17 protein-coding genes are annotated in these 17,990 nt (G+C 62.6%); 12 read left to right on the top strand and 5 right to left on the bottom strand.

The annotated features are described in order from the left end of the window. Positions 1-51 precede the first annotated feature (51 nt). The 5 genes from C8K18_RS11790 (at position 52) to C8K18_RS11775 (ending at position 3,840) form a co-directional block, all read left to right on the top strand. A complete protein-coding gene (locus C8K18_RS11790; protein ID WP_006052075.1) occupies positions 52-1,704 on the top strand; it encodes a S10 family peptidase in 1,653 nt (550 codons plus the stop codon). 162 nt (positions 1,705-1,866) lie between these two features. Then, positions 1,867-2,505: a hypothetical protein gene (locus C8K18_RS11785; RefSeq protein ID WP_029966092.1), complete on the top strand. Its 639-nt coding sequence runs from the start codon at positions 1,867-1,869 to the stop codon at positions 2,503-2,505. A 218-nt stretch (positions 2,506-2,723) separates the two neighbouring features. Continuing rightward, positions 2,724-3,083 carry a hypothetical protein gene (locus C8K18_RS11780; protein ID WP_006052077.1) on the top strand — a complete coding sequence of 120 codons (360 nt, stop codon included), beginning with the start codon at positions 2,724-2,726 and terminating at the stop codon, positions 3,081-3,083. A gap of 323 nt (positions 3,084-3,406) precedes the next feature. Continuing rightward, a complete protein-coding gene (locus tag C8K18_RS33280; RefSeq protein WP_006052078.1) occupies positions 3,407-3,556 on the top strand; it encodes a hypothetical protein in 150 nt (49 codons plus the stop codon). A 5-nt stretch (positions 3,557-3,561) separates the two neighbouring features. Then, on the top strand, positions 3,562-3,840 hold the full coding sequence (locus C8K18_RS11775; protein WP_006052079.1) for an RNA-binding protein: 279 nt from the start codon (positions 3,562-3,564) through the stop codon (positions 3,838-3,840). Positions 3,841-3,879: 39 nt separating this feature from the next. Here C8K18_RS11775 and nadE read toward each other — a convergent pair whose 3' ends face one another. Together nadE and C8K18_RS11765 are read right to left on the bottom strand one after the other, a co-directional pair. Beyond that, the gene (gene nadE / locus C8K18_RS11770; protein WP_107707554.1) at positions 3,880-4,740 is read right to left on the bottom strand and encodes an ammonia-dependent NAD(+) synthetase; all 861 of its coding nucleotides are present in this window, start codon (positions 4,738-4,740) and stop codon (positions 3,880-3,882) included. Positions 4,741-4,893: 153 nt separating this feature from the next. Further along, positions 4,894-6,453 carry an AarF/ABC1/UbiB kinase family protein gene (locus C8K18_RS11765; protein WP_107707553.1) on the bottom strand — a complete coding sequence of 520 codons (1,560 nt, stop codon included), beginning with the start codon at positions 6,451-6,453 and terminating at the stop codon, positions 4,894-4,896. Between the two features lie 264 nt (positions 6,454-6,717). Here C8K18_RS11765 and C8K18_RS11760 point away from each other — a divergent pair, with 264 nt between their 5' ends. Beyond that, a complete protein-coding gene (locus C8K18_RS11760; RefSeq protein ID WP_029966087.1) occupies positions 6,718-8,247 on the top strand; it encodes a PAS domain-containing sensor histidine kinase in 1,530 nt (509 codons plus the stop codon). A 21-nt stretch (positions 8,248-8,268) separates the two neighbouring features. Here C8K18_RS11760 and C8K18_RS11755 read toward each other — a convergent pair whose 3' ends face one another. Next, entirely contained in the window at positions 8,269-8,694 is a 426-nt protein-coding gene (locus tag C8K18_RS11755; protein ID WP_107707552.1) for a hypothetical protein, read from the bottom strand. Between the two features lie 152 nt (positions 8,695-8,846). Between C8K18_RS11755 and C8K18_RS11750 the strand changes: the two genes are divergently transcribed. Together C8K18_RS11750 and C8K18_RS11745 are read left to right on the top strand one after the other, a co-directional pair. Next, complete coding sequence (locus C8K18_RS11750) at positions 8,847-9,704, top strand: AraC family transcriptional regulator (protein ID WP_107707551.1); 858 nt, start codon at positions 8,847-8,849, stop codon at positions 9,702-9,704. Positions 9,705-9,748: 44 nt separating this feature from the next. Beyond that, on the top strand, positions 9,749-10,156 hold the full coding sequence (locus tag C8K18_RS11745; protein ID WP_107707550.1) for a DUF2000 domain-containing protein: 408 nt from the start codon (positions 9,749-9,751) through the stop codon (positions 10,154-10,156). A gap of 158 nt (positions 10,157-10,314) precedes the next feature. On the opposite strand, the gene C8K18_RS11740 is transcribed toward C8K18_RS11745, so the two are convergent. Together C8K18_RS11740 and C8K18_RS11735 are read right to left on the bottom strand one after the other, a co-directional pair. After that, a complete protein-coding gene (locus tag C8K18_RS11740) occupies positions 10,315-11,523 on the bottom strand; it encodes an acetyl-CoA C-acetyltransferase (protein ID WP_107707549.1) in 1,209 nt (402 codons plus the stop codon). A 104-nt stretch (positions 11,524-11,627) separates the two neighbouring features. Beyond that, entirely contained in the window at positions 11,628-12,395 is a 768-nt protein-coding gene (locus C8K18_RS11735; RefSeq protein WP_107707613.1) for a 3-hydroxyacyl-CoA dehydrogenase, read from the bottom strand. A 217-nt stretch (positions 12,396-12,612) separates the two neighbouring features. Between C8K18_RS11735 and C8K18_RS11730 the strand changes: the two genes are divergently transcribed. From C8K18_RS11730 to C8K18_RS11715, 4 genes are all read left to right on the top strand, one after another. Further along, positions 12,613-13,629 (top strand): AraC family transcriptional regulator, encoded by a 1,017-nt coding sequence (locus C8K18_RS11730; protein ID WP_107707548.1) that lies wholly within the window; start codon positions 12,613-12,615, stop codon positions 13,627-13,629. A 294-nt stretch (positions 13,630-13,923) separates the two neighbouring features. Continuing rightward, the gene (locus tag C8K18_RS11725; protein ID WP_107707547.1) at positions 13,924-15,612 is read left to right on the top strand and encodes a tannase/feruloyl esterase family alpha/beta hydrolase; all 1,689 of its coding nucleotides are present in this window, start codon (positions 13,924-13,926) and stop codon (positions 15,610-15,612) included. Positions 15,613-15,822: 210 nt separating this feature from the next. Continuing rightward, the gene (locus C8K18_RS11720; protein ID WP_107707546.1) at positions 15,823-17,181 is read left to right on the top strand and encodes an aromatic acid/H+ symport family MFS transporter; all 1,359 of its coding nucleotides are present in this window, start codon (positions 15,823-15,825) and stop codon (positions 17,179-17,181) included. A 75-nt stretch (positions 17,182-17,256) separates the two neighbouring features. Then, positions 17,257-17,982, top strand: coding sequence for a nitroreductase (locus tag C8K18_RS11715; protein WP_165919816.1), 726 nt, complete (start codon positions 17,257-17,259; stop codon positions 17,980-17,982). The last annotated feature ends 8 nt before the right edge of the window (positions 17,983-17,990 follow it).

Raw genomic sequence — 17,990 nt, 5'->3', positions numbered from 1 at the left:
CACGAGTCCCGCAGCACCGGCACAAGACGTGAACGTACCCATGGAGCGATCATGACAAGCACAGAGCCAGCGTCCGTTAGTCCGCAGTCGCCGCACAATTCCGAAGCGTCAGCCAGGCCGGCAGCGGCGGGCAAGCACAAGGCGGGCGACCAGCCCTTCTTCGATCCGGTCGCCTACGGCAACGGCCCCGACGATTCCGTCACCGCGACCGACGAGAACGCTGCGATCACGCATCACTCGGTCACGATAGACGGCAAAAAGATCGACTACACGGCGACGGTCGGCCATCTGGTGATCGTCGACCCGAGCAGTTCGCAGCCCGCCGCGCGGATGTTCTACGTGGCGTTCACGCAGGACAACCAGAAAGAGGAAACCCGGCCGCTCACGTTCTTCTATAACGGCGGGCCCGGTTCTTCCGCGGTGTTCGTGCTGCTCGGCTCGTTCGGGCCGCGCCGCATCAGGACGTCGATGCCGAACTTCACGCCGCCCGCGCCGTACACGATCGAAGACAACCCCGACAGCCTGCTCGACAAGAGCGACCTGATTTTCGTCAATCCGGTCGGCACCGGCTATTCCGCGGCCGTCGCGCCGAAGAAGAACCGCGACTTCTGGGGCGTCGACCAGGACGCCGATTCGATCGCGCAGTTCATCAAGCGCTTTCTGACGAAGAACAATCGCTGGAATTCGCCGAAGTATCTGTTCGGCGAGTCGTACGGCACCGCGCGAAGCTGCGTGGTCGCTTACCGGTTGCACGAAGGCGGCGTCGATCTGAACGGCATCACGCTGCAATCGTCGATACTCGATTACACGCAGGCCGGCAATCCGGTCGGCGCGCTGCCCACGGCCGCCGCCGACGCGTGGTATCACAAGAAGCTCGGCATCGCGCCGCGGCCGACGGATCTCGGCGCGTTCGCCGAGGAAGTCGCGCAGTTCGCCCGCACCGATTACCTCGCGGCGTTGCGCAAATTCCCGACCACCGACGCAGCGACGGTCGAGAAGCTCGCCGAATACACCGGCATCGACAAGACGACCTTGCTTGCGTGGAGCCTCGACATAGCGTCGTACGACAGCCGCGGCAATTCGCTGTTCCTGACCACGCTGCTCAAGTCCAAGGGTCTCGTGCTGGGCGCCTACGACGGCCGCGTCACCGCCATCGGCACCGGCATTGCGGGCAAGATCGATCCGAACTCGGGCGGCAACGATCCGACCATGACGGCCGTGTCCGGCGTCTATACGACGATGTGGAACGTCTATCTGAACGAGCAGTTGAAGTACACGTCGAACTCGGCCTTCACGGATCTCAACGATCAGGCGTTCCAGTTCTGGGACTTCAGCCACATCGACCCGACCGGCGCGCAGAAGGGCGTGGACGACAAGGGCAACGTGATTCTCTACACGGCCGGCGACCTCGCGGCGGTCATGGCGCTCAATCCCGATCTGAAGGTGCTGTCGGCAAACGGCTTTTATGATTTCGTCACACCGTTCTATCAGACGGTGCTCGATTTGCAGCAAATGCCGCTGCTCAGTCAGCAGGTGCGGCAGAACCTGTCGGCGCGCTTTTATCCGTCGGGCCACATGATTTATCTCGACGGCGGCTCGCGCACCGCGCTGAAGGCGGACCTCGCGCACATGTATGACTCGACGGTGGCCAACACTGAGGCACTTAGCCGCATCCGGGCACTGCAGGCGCGCACGGCGCAATAGCCAAAGCGCGGGGTTCCACGGCGGCTGCCGCGGTCGCCGTGGAAAGTTGGTAGCGCTCCGGCGCACCGCTCAGAGTCGGCGGTTTTTTCCGTATGCGTATCGAATGTGTTTTAATTGCCTTGCGAATTGAACTACCGCGTGCCTCGACAGGCGCGCCGACGAATGAAGGCAGGCATTGCAGACAGGCGTCGCGGCGAGGCTTCCGGCGACCACATAGGCAGTACCTTTCGACCGCGCGCAGTTGCGTTCGCGCGGCGGCGCGCGTGGCGCGCGCGTTTCACGCTGACGCTGGGTCTTGCCGCGCTGCTCGCAGTGCGCGTCGGCGCAGTGTATGCGCAGGACGCGGCCATGCTCGACGAACGCGTGACGCAGCAATCCATCCGCGAGACGATTTGCCGCCCTGGCTATGCGAGCGCGGTCTCGCCGCCGTTCGATGAACTGATGGCGCACAAGGACCGGATGCTCGCGGAGCGCGGCATCGACGCGGACGACGGCGCCGAGTTCGCGCTCGATCGGCGCGTGCCCGTGGTGCTCGGCGGCTCGCCGGACGCGCCGTCCAATCTCGGCCTTCTGCCCTGGGCGGGACGGCAGGGCGAGCGGCGCAAGGCGCGCGCGGCGGTCATGCTCAAGCGCTGCGTCTGCGAAGGCAAGCTGAGTCTTGCGGAAGCGCAGGCGGCGATCGTCGGTGATTGGTCGGTGGTCTATTCTGGCTTTAGCCAGGAGTCTTGCGACATCAGCCGGCTGGATGTCGCGACGAGCGCCGACAGCGGGCGCGCAGCGGGGCGCGGCACGCAGCCGTAACGGTTGGTGTCGGCGCGGATCGCGCCGCGCTTGCGAAAAAGGTTGAATGCGCCGGAACGCTCGATCCTGTCTCCAGCTTTGCGGGCGTGACCCACAAACGCTTTTTGTCAGCGCGTGCCGCCAGCCCGCATTACTTACTTGTCGTCGCCGCTCGCCGTCTTTCAGCACGCGGCTTTCGCATCGAACTCGCCGAATCAACTCATTCCTGGAGAATTACCATGACTTATTCACGTCTTGCCGCAGCGACGCTTGCCGTGCTGAGCGTTGCATGCGCCGTCGGCGCCGCGCCCGTGTTCGCCGCCGAGCCGGCGCATTGCGGCAAAGCCGACGCGCTGCAAATTCGCGGCGATGTGCCCGCGGCCATCAGCTTCGATGTCTATCGTCAACTGCGTCCGCTAAACGCGCAGCGCATCGCGCTCTTTCAGTCGGCCGGGGAAGTGAAGCATCTGCCCGACGGACTCGCCGTGTGCGAAGTGGCGGACGACGGCGTGGACGATCCGTCCGCGGTGCTGGTCGCATTGCCGCAAGGCAAGAACGCGTGGTGGGTGAGCGCGGCCAACGTGCAGGACGCGGACTGACGCTCGCGCGGCGAGCAGCAGCTTCCGTTCGCCGATCGGCGCAACGAACTCCGGCATGCATGCCGCGGTTCGCTTCTTGCAACCCGCGTCTGCACGCGCAATGTTCAGCACAATTTCCAGGCGCCGCGGCGCAGTCAGTCAAAACAGTGTTGCTGCCGAACGGAAAGGGCGCGGTTCAGGTACAGTGCACATTGATCGTGCTACCCGGTGCGAGCTTGTCATGGTGACGCCGCGTCGCATCGCGTGTCCGATCGTAAGTGGCTATCCTTAAACAGGACCCCGGCGGGCTCATCGGAATACCGCGCGGAATATCGGAGATTCGAATGATCGCTTTCTACCTGTCATTGGCCGCGCTCGGCGCGGCGGGCGCCGCACTCATCCGCGAACTGGCCGCCGCACAGGCGAGACAACGCGCGGCATTGCGCCCGGCGCGCGTACGCGTCGACAGGTCCGGCGGCAGCCGCCAGGAGTAGGCAGCATGAACCTGATCGTGCGCAACATCGCGCCGTCGTGCACCGAGCAGGAAGTGCGCGAATTCCTCAAGCACGAGTTGGGGCATTACGCGCGCAACGTCGAGGTCGTCGACGCGGGCACGCCTGGCGCCTACGCCACGGTCGAACTCGATGCGCAAGTGCCGTATGTCGGCGAAGTCATCGCGCGGCAGATTCATGGCAAGCACCTGGGCGGAATGGCGCTCGAGGCGAGCGCCGATCTTTTCACCGACGACTCGCCGCCCGCCCAGCCGCCCGCGCACTAAGCGCTGAGCGGCGGTTCGCGTTGCGGCTCATGTTGCGGCTCACGCTTCGCTCGTGGGCGCGGGCCAGTCGAACGGCGTGTACGGCAGCGCGCGCTTGTGCCGCGTCACATCGTAGAAACGCAAGATGATGTTGCGTGCCTCGTCGCTGACCGGTTTGCCTTCCAGGAAGTCGTCGATCGTCTCGTACGGTACGCCGTAGGCATCTTCGTCGGGCCGTTGCGGGCGCAACGCTTCTAGGTCCGCGGTCGGCACCTTGTGCGCGAGCGCGTCCGAGGCACCGAGCGCCTTCGCGACCGCACGCACGCGGCGCTTGTTGAGGCCCGCGAGCGGCAGCACATCGGCGCCGCCGTCGCCGAACTTCGTAAAAAATCCCATCAGCGATTCCGCCGCGTGATCCGTGCCGATCACGACGCCCGTGCGCGTGCTCGCCACCGCGTACTGCGCAATCATTCTTTGCCGCGCCTTGATGTTGCCGTGCACGAAGTCTTCCTGCGCTTCGTCCGCGAACGGCAGGCCGCTTTGATGCAGCGACGCGAGCATCGCGTCGGCGGCGGGCTTGATGTCGATGGTCAGCGTTTCGTCCGCGCGAATGAAGGCGAGCGCCTGCTGCGCGTCGGCCTCGTCTTTCTGCTCGCCGTGCGGCAGGCGTATCGCGACGAAACGCGCGTCGTAATTTTCGGCGCGCAAGCGCTCGACGGCCAGTTGCGCGAGGCGCCCGGCCGTCGTCGAATCCACGCCGCCGCTGATGCCGAGCACGTACGTCTTGAGGCCGTTGCTGCGCAGATAGTTCGCGAGAAAAGAGATGCGGCGCTCGATTTCCTCGTTGGCGTCGAAGCCGGCGCTAACGTGCATTTCCGCCGCGATGTTGGTCTGAACAGTGGCTGGATCGGTCTGCTTCATGGTTGTCTTGCTCCTTGCTGGTGGCGCAATGGCTTCTGATGAAGAACGGCTTCCGCGATCGTACGAGCATGTAGCGGACCCGCGAAGTTTTGATCGGCAGAACGCGACGGGCCGCGCAAGCGCACATCAACACATCAGCGCATCACGCCGACATCACCACATCAACAACACCGTGCCCGCGCCGAGGACGCCGCCGCACAACACACACGCCCACAACAGCGCGCGCGTGCGCCGATATTCGCGGCCGATCTCGGCAAGCAGTCGAGCATTCTGCCCCGGCGAGCGCGCGCGATCGTGCTCCTGCTGCAGATAGCGCACGGCCAGTTGCGGCACGCGCGGCAGCATGTGCGCGAGATGCGGCAGTTCGCGTGAAATGCGCTTGAACCAGCCGCGGTGATCGATGTCGCGCCGCGCAATATCCGCGAGCACACCGCGCGCGATATTCCATGTATCGACGCCCGGATGCAGCGCACGCGCCAGCATTTCGGCCTGCTGGAACGAGCGCTGTGCTGTGGCGAGGCGGCTGGATACGGTGCCGTCGAACGGATGCACCGCGTGCAGCAGATGATGAAACAGCGAGCCCGCCGAACGGTCCTCTGGCGCGGCCGCGAAATGCGCTTCGGCACGCGTGCGCAACTCCGCTTCGAGCAGCTCGGCGCGCGTGTCGTGCGGCACGTGTCCCGCGTCGCGATGCAGTTCCGCGAGCCGTCCATAGTCCTGCTCGAACAGGGCAGTCGCGCCGTGCACGAAGAACTCGCGCTCGCCGGTCGACAGGCTCGACATGATCGAAAACTCGGCCAGCACGAGGCGGCCCAGCGAATCCGGTTCGATGCTCACGCGAACCCGCCGCGCGTCGAGCGTCGCGTGAAAGAAGCCGTGTTCGAAAGCCTGCTCGGTCACGACTTCGACGATATGCGCGGCGAGCGGCGCGAGTTTCACGTGATGCGCGTGCAGGCCGCTCAGGTCGCTCGCCGGCAGCGTGTCGATGCGTTGCATGGTGAGCGTGAGGGGCGTGCACAGGTCCCAGATCACGTTGGGCACGACGATGCGCGTGTCGCCGTCGAAATGATGGCCGGTCTGACTCAGATTGGCGGCTTCGGCGCGCAGATCGAAGCGGCGCAGGATGTCGTCGGTGAAGGTTTGCGCGAGCGCCCGCAGCCGCAGGCGGCGCGCCGTGCCGGACACTTTTTCCAGCCAGCGCGCGACCCAGCGCAACAGCGCGAGCTCGTCGCCGATCTGCTGCAACTGGCCGGCGCGCAGCAGCTTGATCGCCACCTCGCGATGACCGTTGACGGGCATGATGAGCCGAGCGAAATGCGTCTGTTCGGCAAAACCGCTGCGCACCGGAACGAGGTCCACCGCGCTGAAAAGCGTGGCGAGCGGGCGGCCGAACGCGCGCGCCAGCGCCTCCTCGGATTCGCGCGGCGGCAGCGGCGTTTCCAGATGATCGACGGCGTCGATGGCGTCGTGCAATGTCGCGTTCGCCAGTTCGGGACGCTCGACTAGCGTCTTCGCGAAACGGCCGGCAAGCGGGCCGAGCGCCGGCAGCAGGCCGTGCACGCTGCGCGCGCTGTCCGCCGACGCATGCACGCGGCCGACGAGTTCGATCATCCAGTGGAGCTTGCGATCGGACGGCGCGGCGAGCCAGAGCAGGCGCGCGCCATATCGCAGCGCGTGGCAAAGCAGTAGTAAGCGGCGAAACAGTGGCGGCATCGGAGTTCGATCGACGGCAATGCGGCGCGCGTCCAACTGCCGCGCCGCGGGGCCAGGACGCTCAGATTATCAGGGATGCGCGGTGTGCGGCGTGCGGTCGCATTCAACGACGTGTTGCCGAATGCGCACAACCTTCATCTTCAATTCGATAGCGGCGCCATCAGCAAGCAAACAGGCTTCCGGTTGCCGCCTGAACGGCCTGCGCATGCCGAGGGTAAAATGAGTCCGGTAAGTACATTTTTTTACCGATTTGGAACAACCCTTATGAGTCAGAGTGACGACAGGCAGGATGTGACGCGCGAAACAGAGGAGCAGTTCCGGATTCTCGTTCAGGGCGTCACTGACTACGCGATATTCATGCTCTCGCCTGCCGGAGTCGTCACGAGTTGGAACGTCGGCGCTGAGCGGATCAAGGGGTATCGGCAGTCGGAGATTATCGGCGAGCATTTCTCGCGTTTCTACACGGACGAGGACAAAGCGGCCGGCGCGCCCGCGCAGATACTCGCGATCGCGGCGAGAGAAGGCCGTGCCGAACGCGAAGGATGGCGGGTTCGCAAAGGCGGCAGCCGCTTCTGGGCGCACGTCGTGGTCGACGCGATCCGCGACGAAGCGGGTGCTCTCGTCGGATTTGCAAAGGTGACGCGCGACATCACCGAGCGCAAGGAAGCCGCGGCCGCGCTCGAGAAGGCCAACGCCGCGCTGTTCCAGGCGCAGAAGATGGAAGCGATCGGGCGGCTGACGGGCGGCGTCGCGCACGACTTCAACAATCTGCTGGCCGTGCTTTCGAACGGTCTCGAGGTGCTCGCGCTGCAGGCGCGCACGCCGCTCGACAAGAAAATGATCGACGGGATGCGGCGGGCGATCGACCGCGGCGCGTCGCTGACGCAGCAGTTGCTGTCGTTCGCGCGGCAACAGCCGTTGCAGGCGCAGGTACACGACCTCAACGGATTGATTCGCGAGTTCACGCCCATGCTCTCGCGGGCCGGCAACCGCAACACGCATGTCGAGCTTGGCCTGCATGCCACGCACGCTTTCGCATCCGTCGATGCCGCGCGTTTCGAGGCCGCTCTGCTCAATCTGGTTGTCAACGCGGTCGACGCCATGCCGACCGGCGGCGCGGTCACGATTACCACCGACACGGTCCAGTCGGAGACGGAAGTGACCCCGGCGCTGCCTGCCGGGCACTACGTCCGCATTTCGGTTGCGGATACCGGTAGCGGCATGTCGGAGGACGTGCTCGCGCAGGCGTTCGAACCGTTTTTCACGACCAAGCAGCCAGGCAAGGGCACGGGACTGGGCTTGAGTCAGGTGTACGGGTTTATCGCCCAGTCGGGCGGCGACGTGCATCTATCGAGCGAAGTGGGCAAGGGCACGACGGTCGATCTTTATCTGCCCGTCGCGGAGCCGCCGGCAGCCGTCGGTCTGCCGTCGACGGCAAGGCATGAGACGGTTTTGCTGGTCGAGGACGAGCCCGACGTGCTCGGCGTTGCGTCCGAACTGTTGATGAACATCGGCTACGAAGTGGTGCCGGCGAGCAGTGCGTCGGAGGCGGCGCTGATTCTCGAGGAGCGGGCTGACATCGACGTTGTCTTCACCGACATCTCGATGGCCCACGGCATGAGCGGACTCGAACTGGCGCAACTCGTGCGCGCGCACTATCCGGCGATCAGGGTGGTGCTCACGTCGGGCTATTCGCCGGCTCCGCTGCATGACGAGAAGAGTGAACTGCGGGATCTGATATTCGTGCAAAAGCCGTATCGGTTGGCCGATCTTGCGAAGGCGCTGCGAGCGTGAGCGGGAATTGCGGGAGCTCGCTTAGGGTCCGCTTTGTCCGCTTTGGCTGATCAACGAGTCGCTTGCGAAGACGCGATACGGCGACTCATCGAGGTTCAGATGATCGGGCATAGGGAACGCATTTACGCAGTAGTCGATTTCCACGTAGCTCAAGTGCCCCGACTCATCGGCGAAAAGAAGAATTTGCAGCGACCTTGATTCGCCCAACTCGTCCCGGGCGCGGAAGTCCGCTTCAAACACTAATCGGTTCCCGGGCCCCTCGGCCGATAGTTTTGGAACTGATTCGGGCGCGGTCATCGACAAGCCAAAGCTATTGCATCCGCATTCGCAGAGTTCCACGATTTCGGCGTTTGCAAATTGCGCTGCGAGCGCTATTGGATTGGGAAACTGGCATCGGTTAAGGATGAACGCCATCCAATACTCGGCACGGGACACATCGTTTTGCATTTTTCTCGATTCATAGGCTACCGACACTCCGTTCGGGAGACGACGATTGTCGTCGATAGAAGCGAAGCCGTCGACTGCAAGCTCACGATTGCTTGCGGTCCGGTGTAATACCATTGCGCTAACGCAATATGCCGACACCATTGGAGTAAGCGATGACAGGCGCAACCGTGTTTAACGAGCGGACCGATCACTGGCTCGTCGCGCGGCGTGATCCCGAGACGGGCATTGAAGGGCTGCGTGCGCATTTCAGAGGCCACGCCTACGATCCGCACGATCACGACGACATGTTGATCGGCTACACAGAGCAAGGCGTCCAACGTTTTCAGTGCCACCGGTCTTTGCACACGAGCACACCGGGTCGGGCGATCCTGATCGAGCCCGGCGCGCTGCATGACGGTCACGCGCCGGAGGCGAGCGGCTTCACGTATGCCGCGTTGTACCTGCCGCAAGACTGGGTCGAGCACGCGGCGCGTCAACTGAATCTTCCGGGGTTACGCGGCGTTGAGGCGGCCTTTAGCCATACGCTGGTGGACGACCAATATCTCGTCGATGCGATTCGGGCGGCTTTTTTCGCCATTTATCACGACGAGGGCAGGTTGGCGCGCGACCAGGCGCTCGATCGCGTGCTCACGCAACTCAGCGGCCATGTGCTCGATGCGCCGTGGACGAACGGCTCCGCGATACCGCTCGCCGCGCTTCGCGTGCGCGATCTTTTGCACGAGCAGATGGCCGGCAATATCGGACTTGATGAACTGGCGACGGCTGCGGGCATCGACCGCTTCCGGTTGACGCGCCTCTTCAAGCGCGCGTTCGGCACGTCGCCGCATGCGTATCTGGTGCGTTTGCGTCTGCGCGCCGCGCGTCAAATGCTGGCGAGCGGTCATCAGCCTGCGCAGGTTGCGGCGGCTGTCGGGTTCTCGGATCAGAGTCATCTTGGCCGCTGGTTTCATCGCGCGTACCGGATGACGCCGGCGGCCTATCGGCGCATGTGCACAAACGTTCCAGACTGATCGCCGCGGATCGTGGACCATGAGCGTTCCAAGGAGGGACGTTCATGTTCGAAACGAAAGTGGCGCTGATCGTGCGCGACGATCTGGCTGTGTGGCAAAAACTCAACGTCGTCGCATTTCTCGCGACGGGCGTGGCGGCTGCGATACCCGATGCGCTAGGCGAGCCTTATGAGGACGCTGCGGGACGTCGGTATGGCCGCATGCTCGGGCAACCAATGCTCGTGTTCGCCGCTGATCTGCCGGGCTTGCAGGCCGCGCATCGGCAGGCAGTCAGCCGCGAGCTCGAGATTGTGCCGTATGTCCATGCGATGTTTTCGACTGGACATGACGCGGCGAATCGTGAGGTGTTTCGTGCACAGGATGCGGGTAATCTGGATCTGGTGGGGCTCGCGGTGCATGGGGCGAGGAAGGCGGTGGATAAGGCGGTGAAGGGGTTGGGGTTGCATGGGTGAGGGGGGGCGTGAAACGGGACGCGCTTGAAATGAGCTCCCGGTGCCAGCTAGGTCGCCGCTGTCTTTGCCTGTCGTGGGCGCGATTCTTCATGCAATCGTCGCCAAGGCTTCCAGTTCTGCCGCCCAAACAGCGCCTTGCAACTGACCCTGATCCCCCCTCACCCCACCTCCACCCCCACCGCCGTAGCCTCCCCCCCACCGATACAAAGACTCGCCACCCCACGCTTCCCCCCGCGTTGCCGAAGCGCACCCAGCAGCGTCACGATAACCCGCGCCCCCGTCGCGCCGATCGGATGACCGAGCGCGCAAGCGCCGCCATGCACGTTCACGCGCTCATGCGAAAGCGCGAGCTCGCGCATCGCGGCCATGACCACCACGGCGAATGCCTCGTTGATTTCCCAAACGTCGACATCGCTCGCCCGCCATCCCACCTTGGCGAGCAACTTCTGAATCGCACCGACGGGCGCAGTCGTGAACCAGGCCGGTTCCTGCGAATGCGTGGCGTGTCCGCGGATCACGGCGAGCGGCGCCAAGCCATGCTCGCGTGCGGTCGACTGGCGCATCAGAACGAGGGCCGCCGCACCGTCGGCGATGGAACTCGAGTTCGCGGCCGTGACCGTGCCGTCCTTCGCAAACGCGGGTTTGAGCTTCGGGATCTTGTCCAGTTGCGCCTTCGCCGGCGCTTCATCCTCGTCGATGAGTATCTCGCCGTTACGACCCGGCACGGTCATCGGCGCAAGCTCCCAGCGGAACAGGCCGTCGCGCTGCGCCTGCTGCGCCCGCAGCGTGGAGGTCGAAGCGAACGCGTCTTGCGCCTCGCGCGTGAAATCGAAATGGCGCGCGCAGTCCTCGGCGAAGGTGCCCATGAGGCGGCCATCGGAGGCGAGGCCGTAGTGATCCTCCAGGCCGTCGAAGAACATATGGTCGAGCACCTCGCCGTGTCCCAGACGCTGACCCGAGCGCGCCTTGGGCAACAGGTACGGCGCGTTGCTCATGGATTCCATGCCGCCCGCAACGATCACTCGTTGACTGCCGCTGAGCAGCAGATCGTGCGCGAGCATCGCCGCCTTCATCCCCGAGCCGCAGACCTTGTTGATCGTGGTGCAGCCCGCCGATAGCGGCAAACCCGCGCCAAGCGACGCCTGGCGCGCGGGCGCCTGGCCGAGGCCCGCGGGCAGCACGCAGCCCATCAGCACTTCATCGACGGCGTCGGGTTGCAGCCCGGAACGTTGCACCGCGGCCCGGATCGCGTGCGCGCCGAGGGCAGGCGCCGTCAATGAAGCGAAGTTGCCCTGGAAACCACCCAGCGGCGTGCGGGCAGCAGCGACGATCACAACGGGATCATCGGAAATCGAAGAGGCATTCATGCGAGTCTCCATTCGCCGCTTCATGGCGGCGTTGCAAAGGGTGAGGAAGGTGTCGTCGTCGATGGATCATTCCCACTCGAGTTCAGCGGCAGCACAAACTAAGTTCACTTGGCCGCCATACGAATGGCGCCATCAAGACGAATCACCTCGCCGTTGAGGTAAGTGTTTTCGATGATATGCAGCACAAGTGCCGCGAATTCTTCCGGCCGTCCGAGGCGCGGGGGAAAGGGCACCATCTTCCCAAGCGCGTCCTGTACTTCTGTGGGCATGCCTTTAAGCATCGGCGTCTCCATGATTCCGGGCGCGACGGCGAGCACGCGAATGCCGTGGCGGGCCAATTCGCGCGCGACAGGCAGCGTCATCGCCACGACACCGCCTTTCGATGCAGCGTAGCCCGCTTGTCCGATCTGGCCGTCAAAGGCCGCAACCGAAGCGGTATTGACGATGACCCCGCGCTCGCCATCGGCCTCGGGCGTGTTCCCGGCCATGCACGCCGCGGCCAGCCGCACCATGTTGAAGGCGCCGATCAGGTTGATCTGAACGGTGCGCGCAAAACTTTCCAGCCGATGCGGGCCTTCGCGTCCGAGCACTTTCTCGGCGGGCGCAACGCCTGCGCAATTGATCAGGCCATGCAGCGCGCCGAAGGTCTCGCAATACGCGGCCAACGCGCGCTCGGCGCTCGCGGAGTCGGATACGTCGGCCCTCGCGAAGTGGGCATTAGCGCCGAGTTCCGCCGCGAGTGAGGCACCGGCGTCCTCGTCGAGGTCGATCAGCAGCACGCGGGCGCCGCCCGCTACCAGACGGCGCGCCGTGGCTGCGCCGAGCCCTGAGCCGCCGCCTGTGACGACGAAACCTTTCCCTTGAATCTGCAATGCTGTCTCCTCAAAGTGACCGGCCGGCAAAGCCATATTCGCGACGACCAACTGACTGATCATCGTAAGCGGCACGCGAAACCACGCCCATGTCCATCGACCTCTTCCTGCGTGCGCCCTTCGGACATACCCTGCGGCTCATGCTCAGTGATACCAGGTTTCGCTTACGCCCGGCAGCGATTAACATCAGTGCACTTTCTGTAGGTAGACCCTGACCATGAATGACGCTCAAGACAAGGGCACAACTTCTATCGGCCTCGTGCGCGAAGCAATTCTCGTTGCCACGCAGCGTAATCTCGACGTCTCGGCGGTTCTCCAGCACGCGGGAATCGCGGCGGAATTGCTGAATGCGCCGAGAGCCCGAGTGCCCGCATTAGCCTTTTCGCGTCTGTGGGCGGCTCTCGCTGACTTGATGGACGACGAGTTCTTTGGTCTCGATAGCCACGCATTGCGGCGAGGCAGCTACGCTTTGATGTGTCACGCCGTGCTGCATGCCGACAATCTCGAGCACGCGCTGCGTCGCATGCTGAAGTTCCTGCGCGCGGTTCTCGACGACATTCATGGCGAGTTGCGCTGCGACGGCGAGCATGCACTGATCGTCCTGCATGACGATGGCCGAACGCGCCGCCTCTTTGCCTACGGGACCTGGTTCATCCTCGTGCACGGCCTTGCGTGCTGGCTCGCACGCAGACGCATTCCGCTGATCGAGATGAGGTTCCGCGCTTCGGCGCCAACGGATGACAGCGACTACCGCATGCGCTTTTGCGAAGATGTGACGTTCTCCGCGGAAGAAACGCTGATCCGATTCGATCGCAGTTTTCTCGACCTCAAACTGTCCGAGACGGAAGCGAGCCTGCGTGCTTTTCTGCAAAATGCACCCGCCAATATCCTGGTCAAGTATCGCAACGAATCGAGTACTACGGCCCTCGTCAGACGCCGGCTAAGAAACCAGATCCCCGACGACTGGCCTGACCTCGACGAGCTATCGCGACTAATGAATCTATCCGCGGCCACGCTGCAACGCCGCCTGTTGGCTGAAGGCACGAACTATCGGCAACTGAAAGACGAATTGCGGCGTGACATCGCAATCGAGTTGTTTTCGAACAGTACTCTCACGGTCGCAGAAGTCGCTGCACGCACTGGATTTCAGGAAACGAGTGCTTTTCACCGGGCCTTCAGAAAGTGGACGGGGGCGAGTCCGGGAATGTACCGTCAGGGCAAGGCGAGTTCTTAACCGTTAGAACACATAGCATCGTCATCACACCATTCACGCGTTCAGATGTGCTTGCACGTCTGAATGGTCGAAAGATTCAATCCTCTTCTCCCAATCACGCCTCGCGCGAACGCTCATTCGATTAAGCGGAGCGTGTCCGCACGCCTCATGAAAACTGAGGTCGGCGGACATGGATCGGTGCGCCGAGCAGGCTGACACTGCACTCGCGTTCGGCAGATCAAAGGACGCGTCGCGCCCGGTTGCGCAAAGCAACCGAGCCACTCATTGCGGTATAAAAAATAGACGGAGACGAGAATGAGAACCCGGTTGAGAAGCCGCCGAAGCTCGGCAATGGTGAGTGCTTTATTCGCCGCATCGGCGATTGCCGTATCCGGCTGCGGCGGCAGTGATTCCGCGCCGGCCAACGTCGCGGTCGCGACGCCCGCCGCGAAATGTAGTGCGTTGGCGGGTACGACCGTTCCCGCCGGCTCGATCGGATTGCCGACAACGGGTGCCACTATCGTATCCGCGACGCTCGTTGCAGCTACCGATTCCGGCAACAGCAACGGCGAATACTGCAAGGTTCTCGGAGCTATTCATCCGGTGGATTTCAATGCGCCGGATATTCGAGTGGAGGCGGATCTACCGACTAACTTCAACGGCAAAGTCGTTCACTTTGGCGGCGGGGGATTCGACGGCACCATCCCCGATACTGAAGGCTTTCCCGCGGACGGGTTCTTATCCGGAGCAGAGCCCGCAGGCGTCAGTACACCATTGCGCAGAGGTTATGTGACTGTCGGCAGCGACGCTGGGCATGAGGGAAACTTTATGGACGGTTCGTTCGCGGCAAACGATGAGGCACTCGCCAACTACTCAGGCGACCACATCAAGAAGACGCGTGACTTCGCAGCGTACATCGCAAAGGCAAGATACGGCTCGGACTTCACGCACAGTTATTTTATTGGCGGTTCAGGCGGAGGCCGGCAAGGTCTGATTGCGGCACAACGATTCCCGCATGACTACGACGGCATCATTTCCACATATCCCGCTTCAGGAATAACAGGACTGTGGCTTCAGATGGGCAGGATCTCGCGATCGCTGCTGGCGCCCGGAGGATACGTCACGCCTGCCAAAGGCAAGGTTCTTCTCGAAGCAGTCATCAAGCAATGCGATGCTCTGGATGGCGTGGCTGACGGCATTATCAGTAACCCCGCGGCATGCGTATTCGATCCAGCAACGATTCGTTGCCCGAGCGGCGTCGACACTGGCGATAGCTGCTTGTCGGACACGCAAATCAATACGATGACCACCGCCGGCACGCCGCTTAACCTTAGCTTCAACCTGGCAAACGGAGTCCAGACTTTCCCCGCATTTAACGCGTTCACGGGAGCAGACTTCTGGTCCGTCGCCTTTGCATGGGGCGCGTCAGCCACCGATGCGGTAGTCGAGCCTGGCGTGATCGGCAAAAGCGCGTTCTTCTATACGTTTTCAAATGACATGCTTCGCTTCGCGGTTGCTCGCGATCCTGGCTTGAGCACGCTGAACTTTAATCCGGCCAACCCCGGATCATTAACCTCGCGCGTGCAAGCGGTGAGCGCGCTCATGGACAGCACGAGCACCGACCTGAGTCAATTCCAGGCGCGCGGCGGCAAGATCATTCTGCAGCACGGACAATCGGATCAGTTCATTCCGGCGCAATTGTCGATTGATTACTACGACCGGCTGGTATCCCGGTTCGGGCAGGGGCCATTGAGTCAATTTCTAAAGTTCTACGTGGTGCCGGGCGCGGCGCACAGTGCCGGCGGCCAATTCAATGGTTCATATGACGGTCTGACGGCATTGGACAACTGGGCGACGAAAGGCGTCGAACCCAAAAATCTGATTATCACCGACCTCGCTCCGCCGGCAGTCGGACGCACGCGGCCAATCTGCGAATACCCGCGGTGGCCCAAATACGTCGGCGGCGATCAGAACCTTGCGGCCAGCTTCGTGTGCTCTAACTAATCGCGTTGGCAGCGCGCGCCATGTGCGGTTCCGGGCGTTAGCGTTACACCGGGACCGCCAGTGTCACAACACCGCAAACGCAGGTGTTCGGCGACCTCACTCATCTTGAAGTTAATGGACATCGACTGTCCGCAGCCTTCGCCCGACACTGCTTGTAACACAGCGGCCTGCGCGGACTTCGGCCACGACATTAAACCAAAGGAGACAAGCATGAACCAGATCGATGTTCATTCACTCGCGGGCCAGGCCAGGTTCAATGGCTTGCACAGGCTGGTCCTGTTCTGGTGCGTGTTGATGCTGATAGTCGACGGCTACGATCTCGCCATCGTCGGTGCAGCGTTGCCGTCGATCATGAAGGGCATGCACATCGACGCGACCAGTGCCGGCATCATGGCCGCATCGGCACTGTTTGGCGTCATGCTCGGGGCTATTTTCCTCGGCACGCTGGCTGACCGTTTCGGCCGGCCCATGATGATCTGCGTGTGTGTGGCGCTGTTCAGTCTCTTTACCGCCGCCGCCGGACTGACGAACGATCCCGTCAGTTTCAGCGTGACCCGGTTCATTGCGGGCCTCGGCATTGGAGGCGTCTTGCCGATTGTCACCGCGCAAATGGCGGAGTTCTCGCCCAATGCGTTGCGCACGCGATTGGTCACACTCGTATTCGCGGGATATTCGGTTGGCGGCATTCTCGTCGCGCTCACTGCAAAGGAGCTTATCGGCAGTTATGGCTGGCAATCCGTCTTCTTTGCCGCGGGCCTACCTGTTCTGCTAATTCCGTTCATCATTAAAACGATGCCTCATTCGATGACCTTTCTGGTCAAGAACGGCCGACATAAAGAACTGCGCGCGCTCGTGAAGCGCCTCGTGCCCGACTATTCGTTGAGTGACGACGAGCAGTTTGCAGGACCGTCGTCGGACAAAAACAGGGACGTCTCGGTGCGACGACTCTTTCAGGACGGCCGCGCTTTCAGTACTACGATGATGTGGGTCGCATTCATGACGGGCCTCTTCATGGTGTACGCACTGAGTTCGTGGTTGACCAAGCTCATGGCAATGGCGGGATACAGCCTCGGTTCGGCTTTGAACTTCGTGATCGTGTTTAACGTCGGCGCCATTGCGGGTGCGATTCTCGGCGGCTGGCTGGGCGACAGGGTCAATATCAAGCGGGTTCTAATCGCGTTCTACGTCGTGGGAGCCGTCGCACTCTCGCTGATGGGTTACACGAAATCGACAGCGTCATTGTTTGTCGTTGTATTCGTTGTGGGCGCATCGACGCTCGGTACTCAATTGCTCGCCTATGCTTATGCGGGCGGTTTCTATCCCCATGCAATCCGCTCTACGGGTGTCGGCTTTGCTTCTGGCGTGGGCCGCATCGGCGCGATCGTGGCGCCGGTGCTAATCGGCTGGCTGGTGTCGCTGAAGCTGCCGCTGGAACAGAACTTCATGGCAATCGGCGTGGCAGGTCTTATCGGTGCAATGGCCGTGACGCTGATCGATCACGCGCGCGCCGATTCCTATCGCGGACGCAGTGCGGCTATTCCCGCAGTTCAGCGCAGTGCAGGGCGCTAAGAGCGCCTATTGCAGGTTATTCACTCGAGAAAAGCCACGTCTACGCGGCAGTACATTTTTAACATGCAGAAAGAAATGGATCGTCTATCTCCGCCTCCTTTCACCTCGTTTATCGACGTCAGTCGAGCCGTCGACTGGGCGCTCGTCACCCGGCGCAGCGTTCGTGCCTTCTTGCCGACACCGGTTGCGCGTGAGGACATCGAGTCCATCCTGGAGGTCGCGCGCTTCAGTGCTACCGGCGTCAACATTCAGCCGTGGCATGTGCACGTCGTGACAGGCGCGAAGAAGTCGCGGCTGTCTGCCGCCATCAACGAGATCAATGACGATCCCGCCCGCAGCTCGGACCTCGACGAGCCCTACGACTACTACCCACGCGAATGGATCGCGCCGTATGTGGATCGCCGCCGCAAGGTGGGTTGGAACCTGTATGGATTGCTCGGCATCGAGAAGGGCGACAAGGAACGAATGCACGTCCAGCACGGCCGCAACTATCGTTTCTTCGATGCACCCGTCGGCCTGTTTTTTACAGTGGACCGCGTCATGCGCGAAGGCAGTCTGCTGGATACGGGCATGTTCCTGCAAAGCGTGATGCTCGCCGCTCGCGCGCGCGGCCTCGACACTTGCCCGCAAGCGGCTTTCAACAAGTTCCACCGCGTGATCGCCGACGAACTGTCGATTCCCGACAACCAGATGCTGGTCTGCGGAATGAGCCTCGGTTATGCCGATCACAACTGTATCGAGAATTCGCTAGTGACGGACCGTGTCCCAGTGAGCGATTTCACTACTTTCTATAATGAATGAACGGAGAC

The organism is Paraburkholderia sp. GV068 (assembly GCF_003058125.1).
Classification (GTDB): Bacteria; Pseudomonadota; Gammaproteobacteria; order Burkholderiales; family Burkholderiaceae; genus Paraburkholderia; species Paraburkholderia graminis.
The sequence above is the reverse complement of the archived record's forward strand: the minus strand, read 5'-3'. Positions and strand labels throughout refer to the sequence as shown.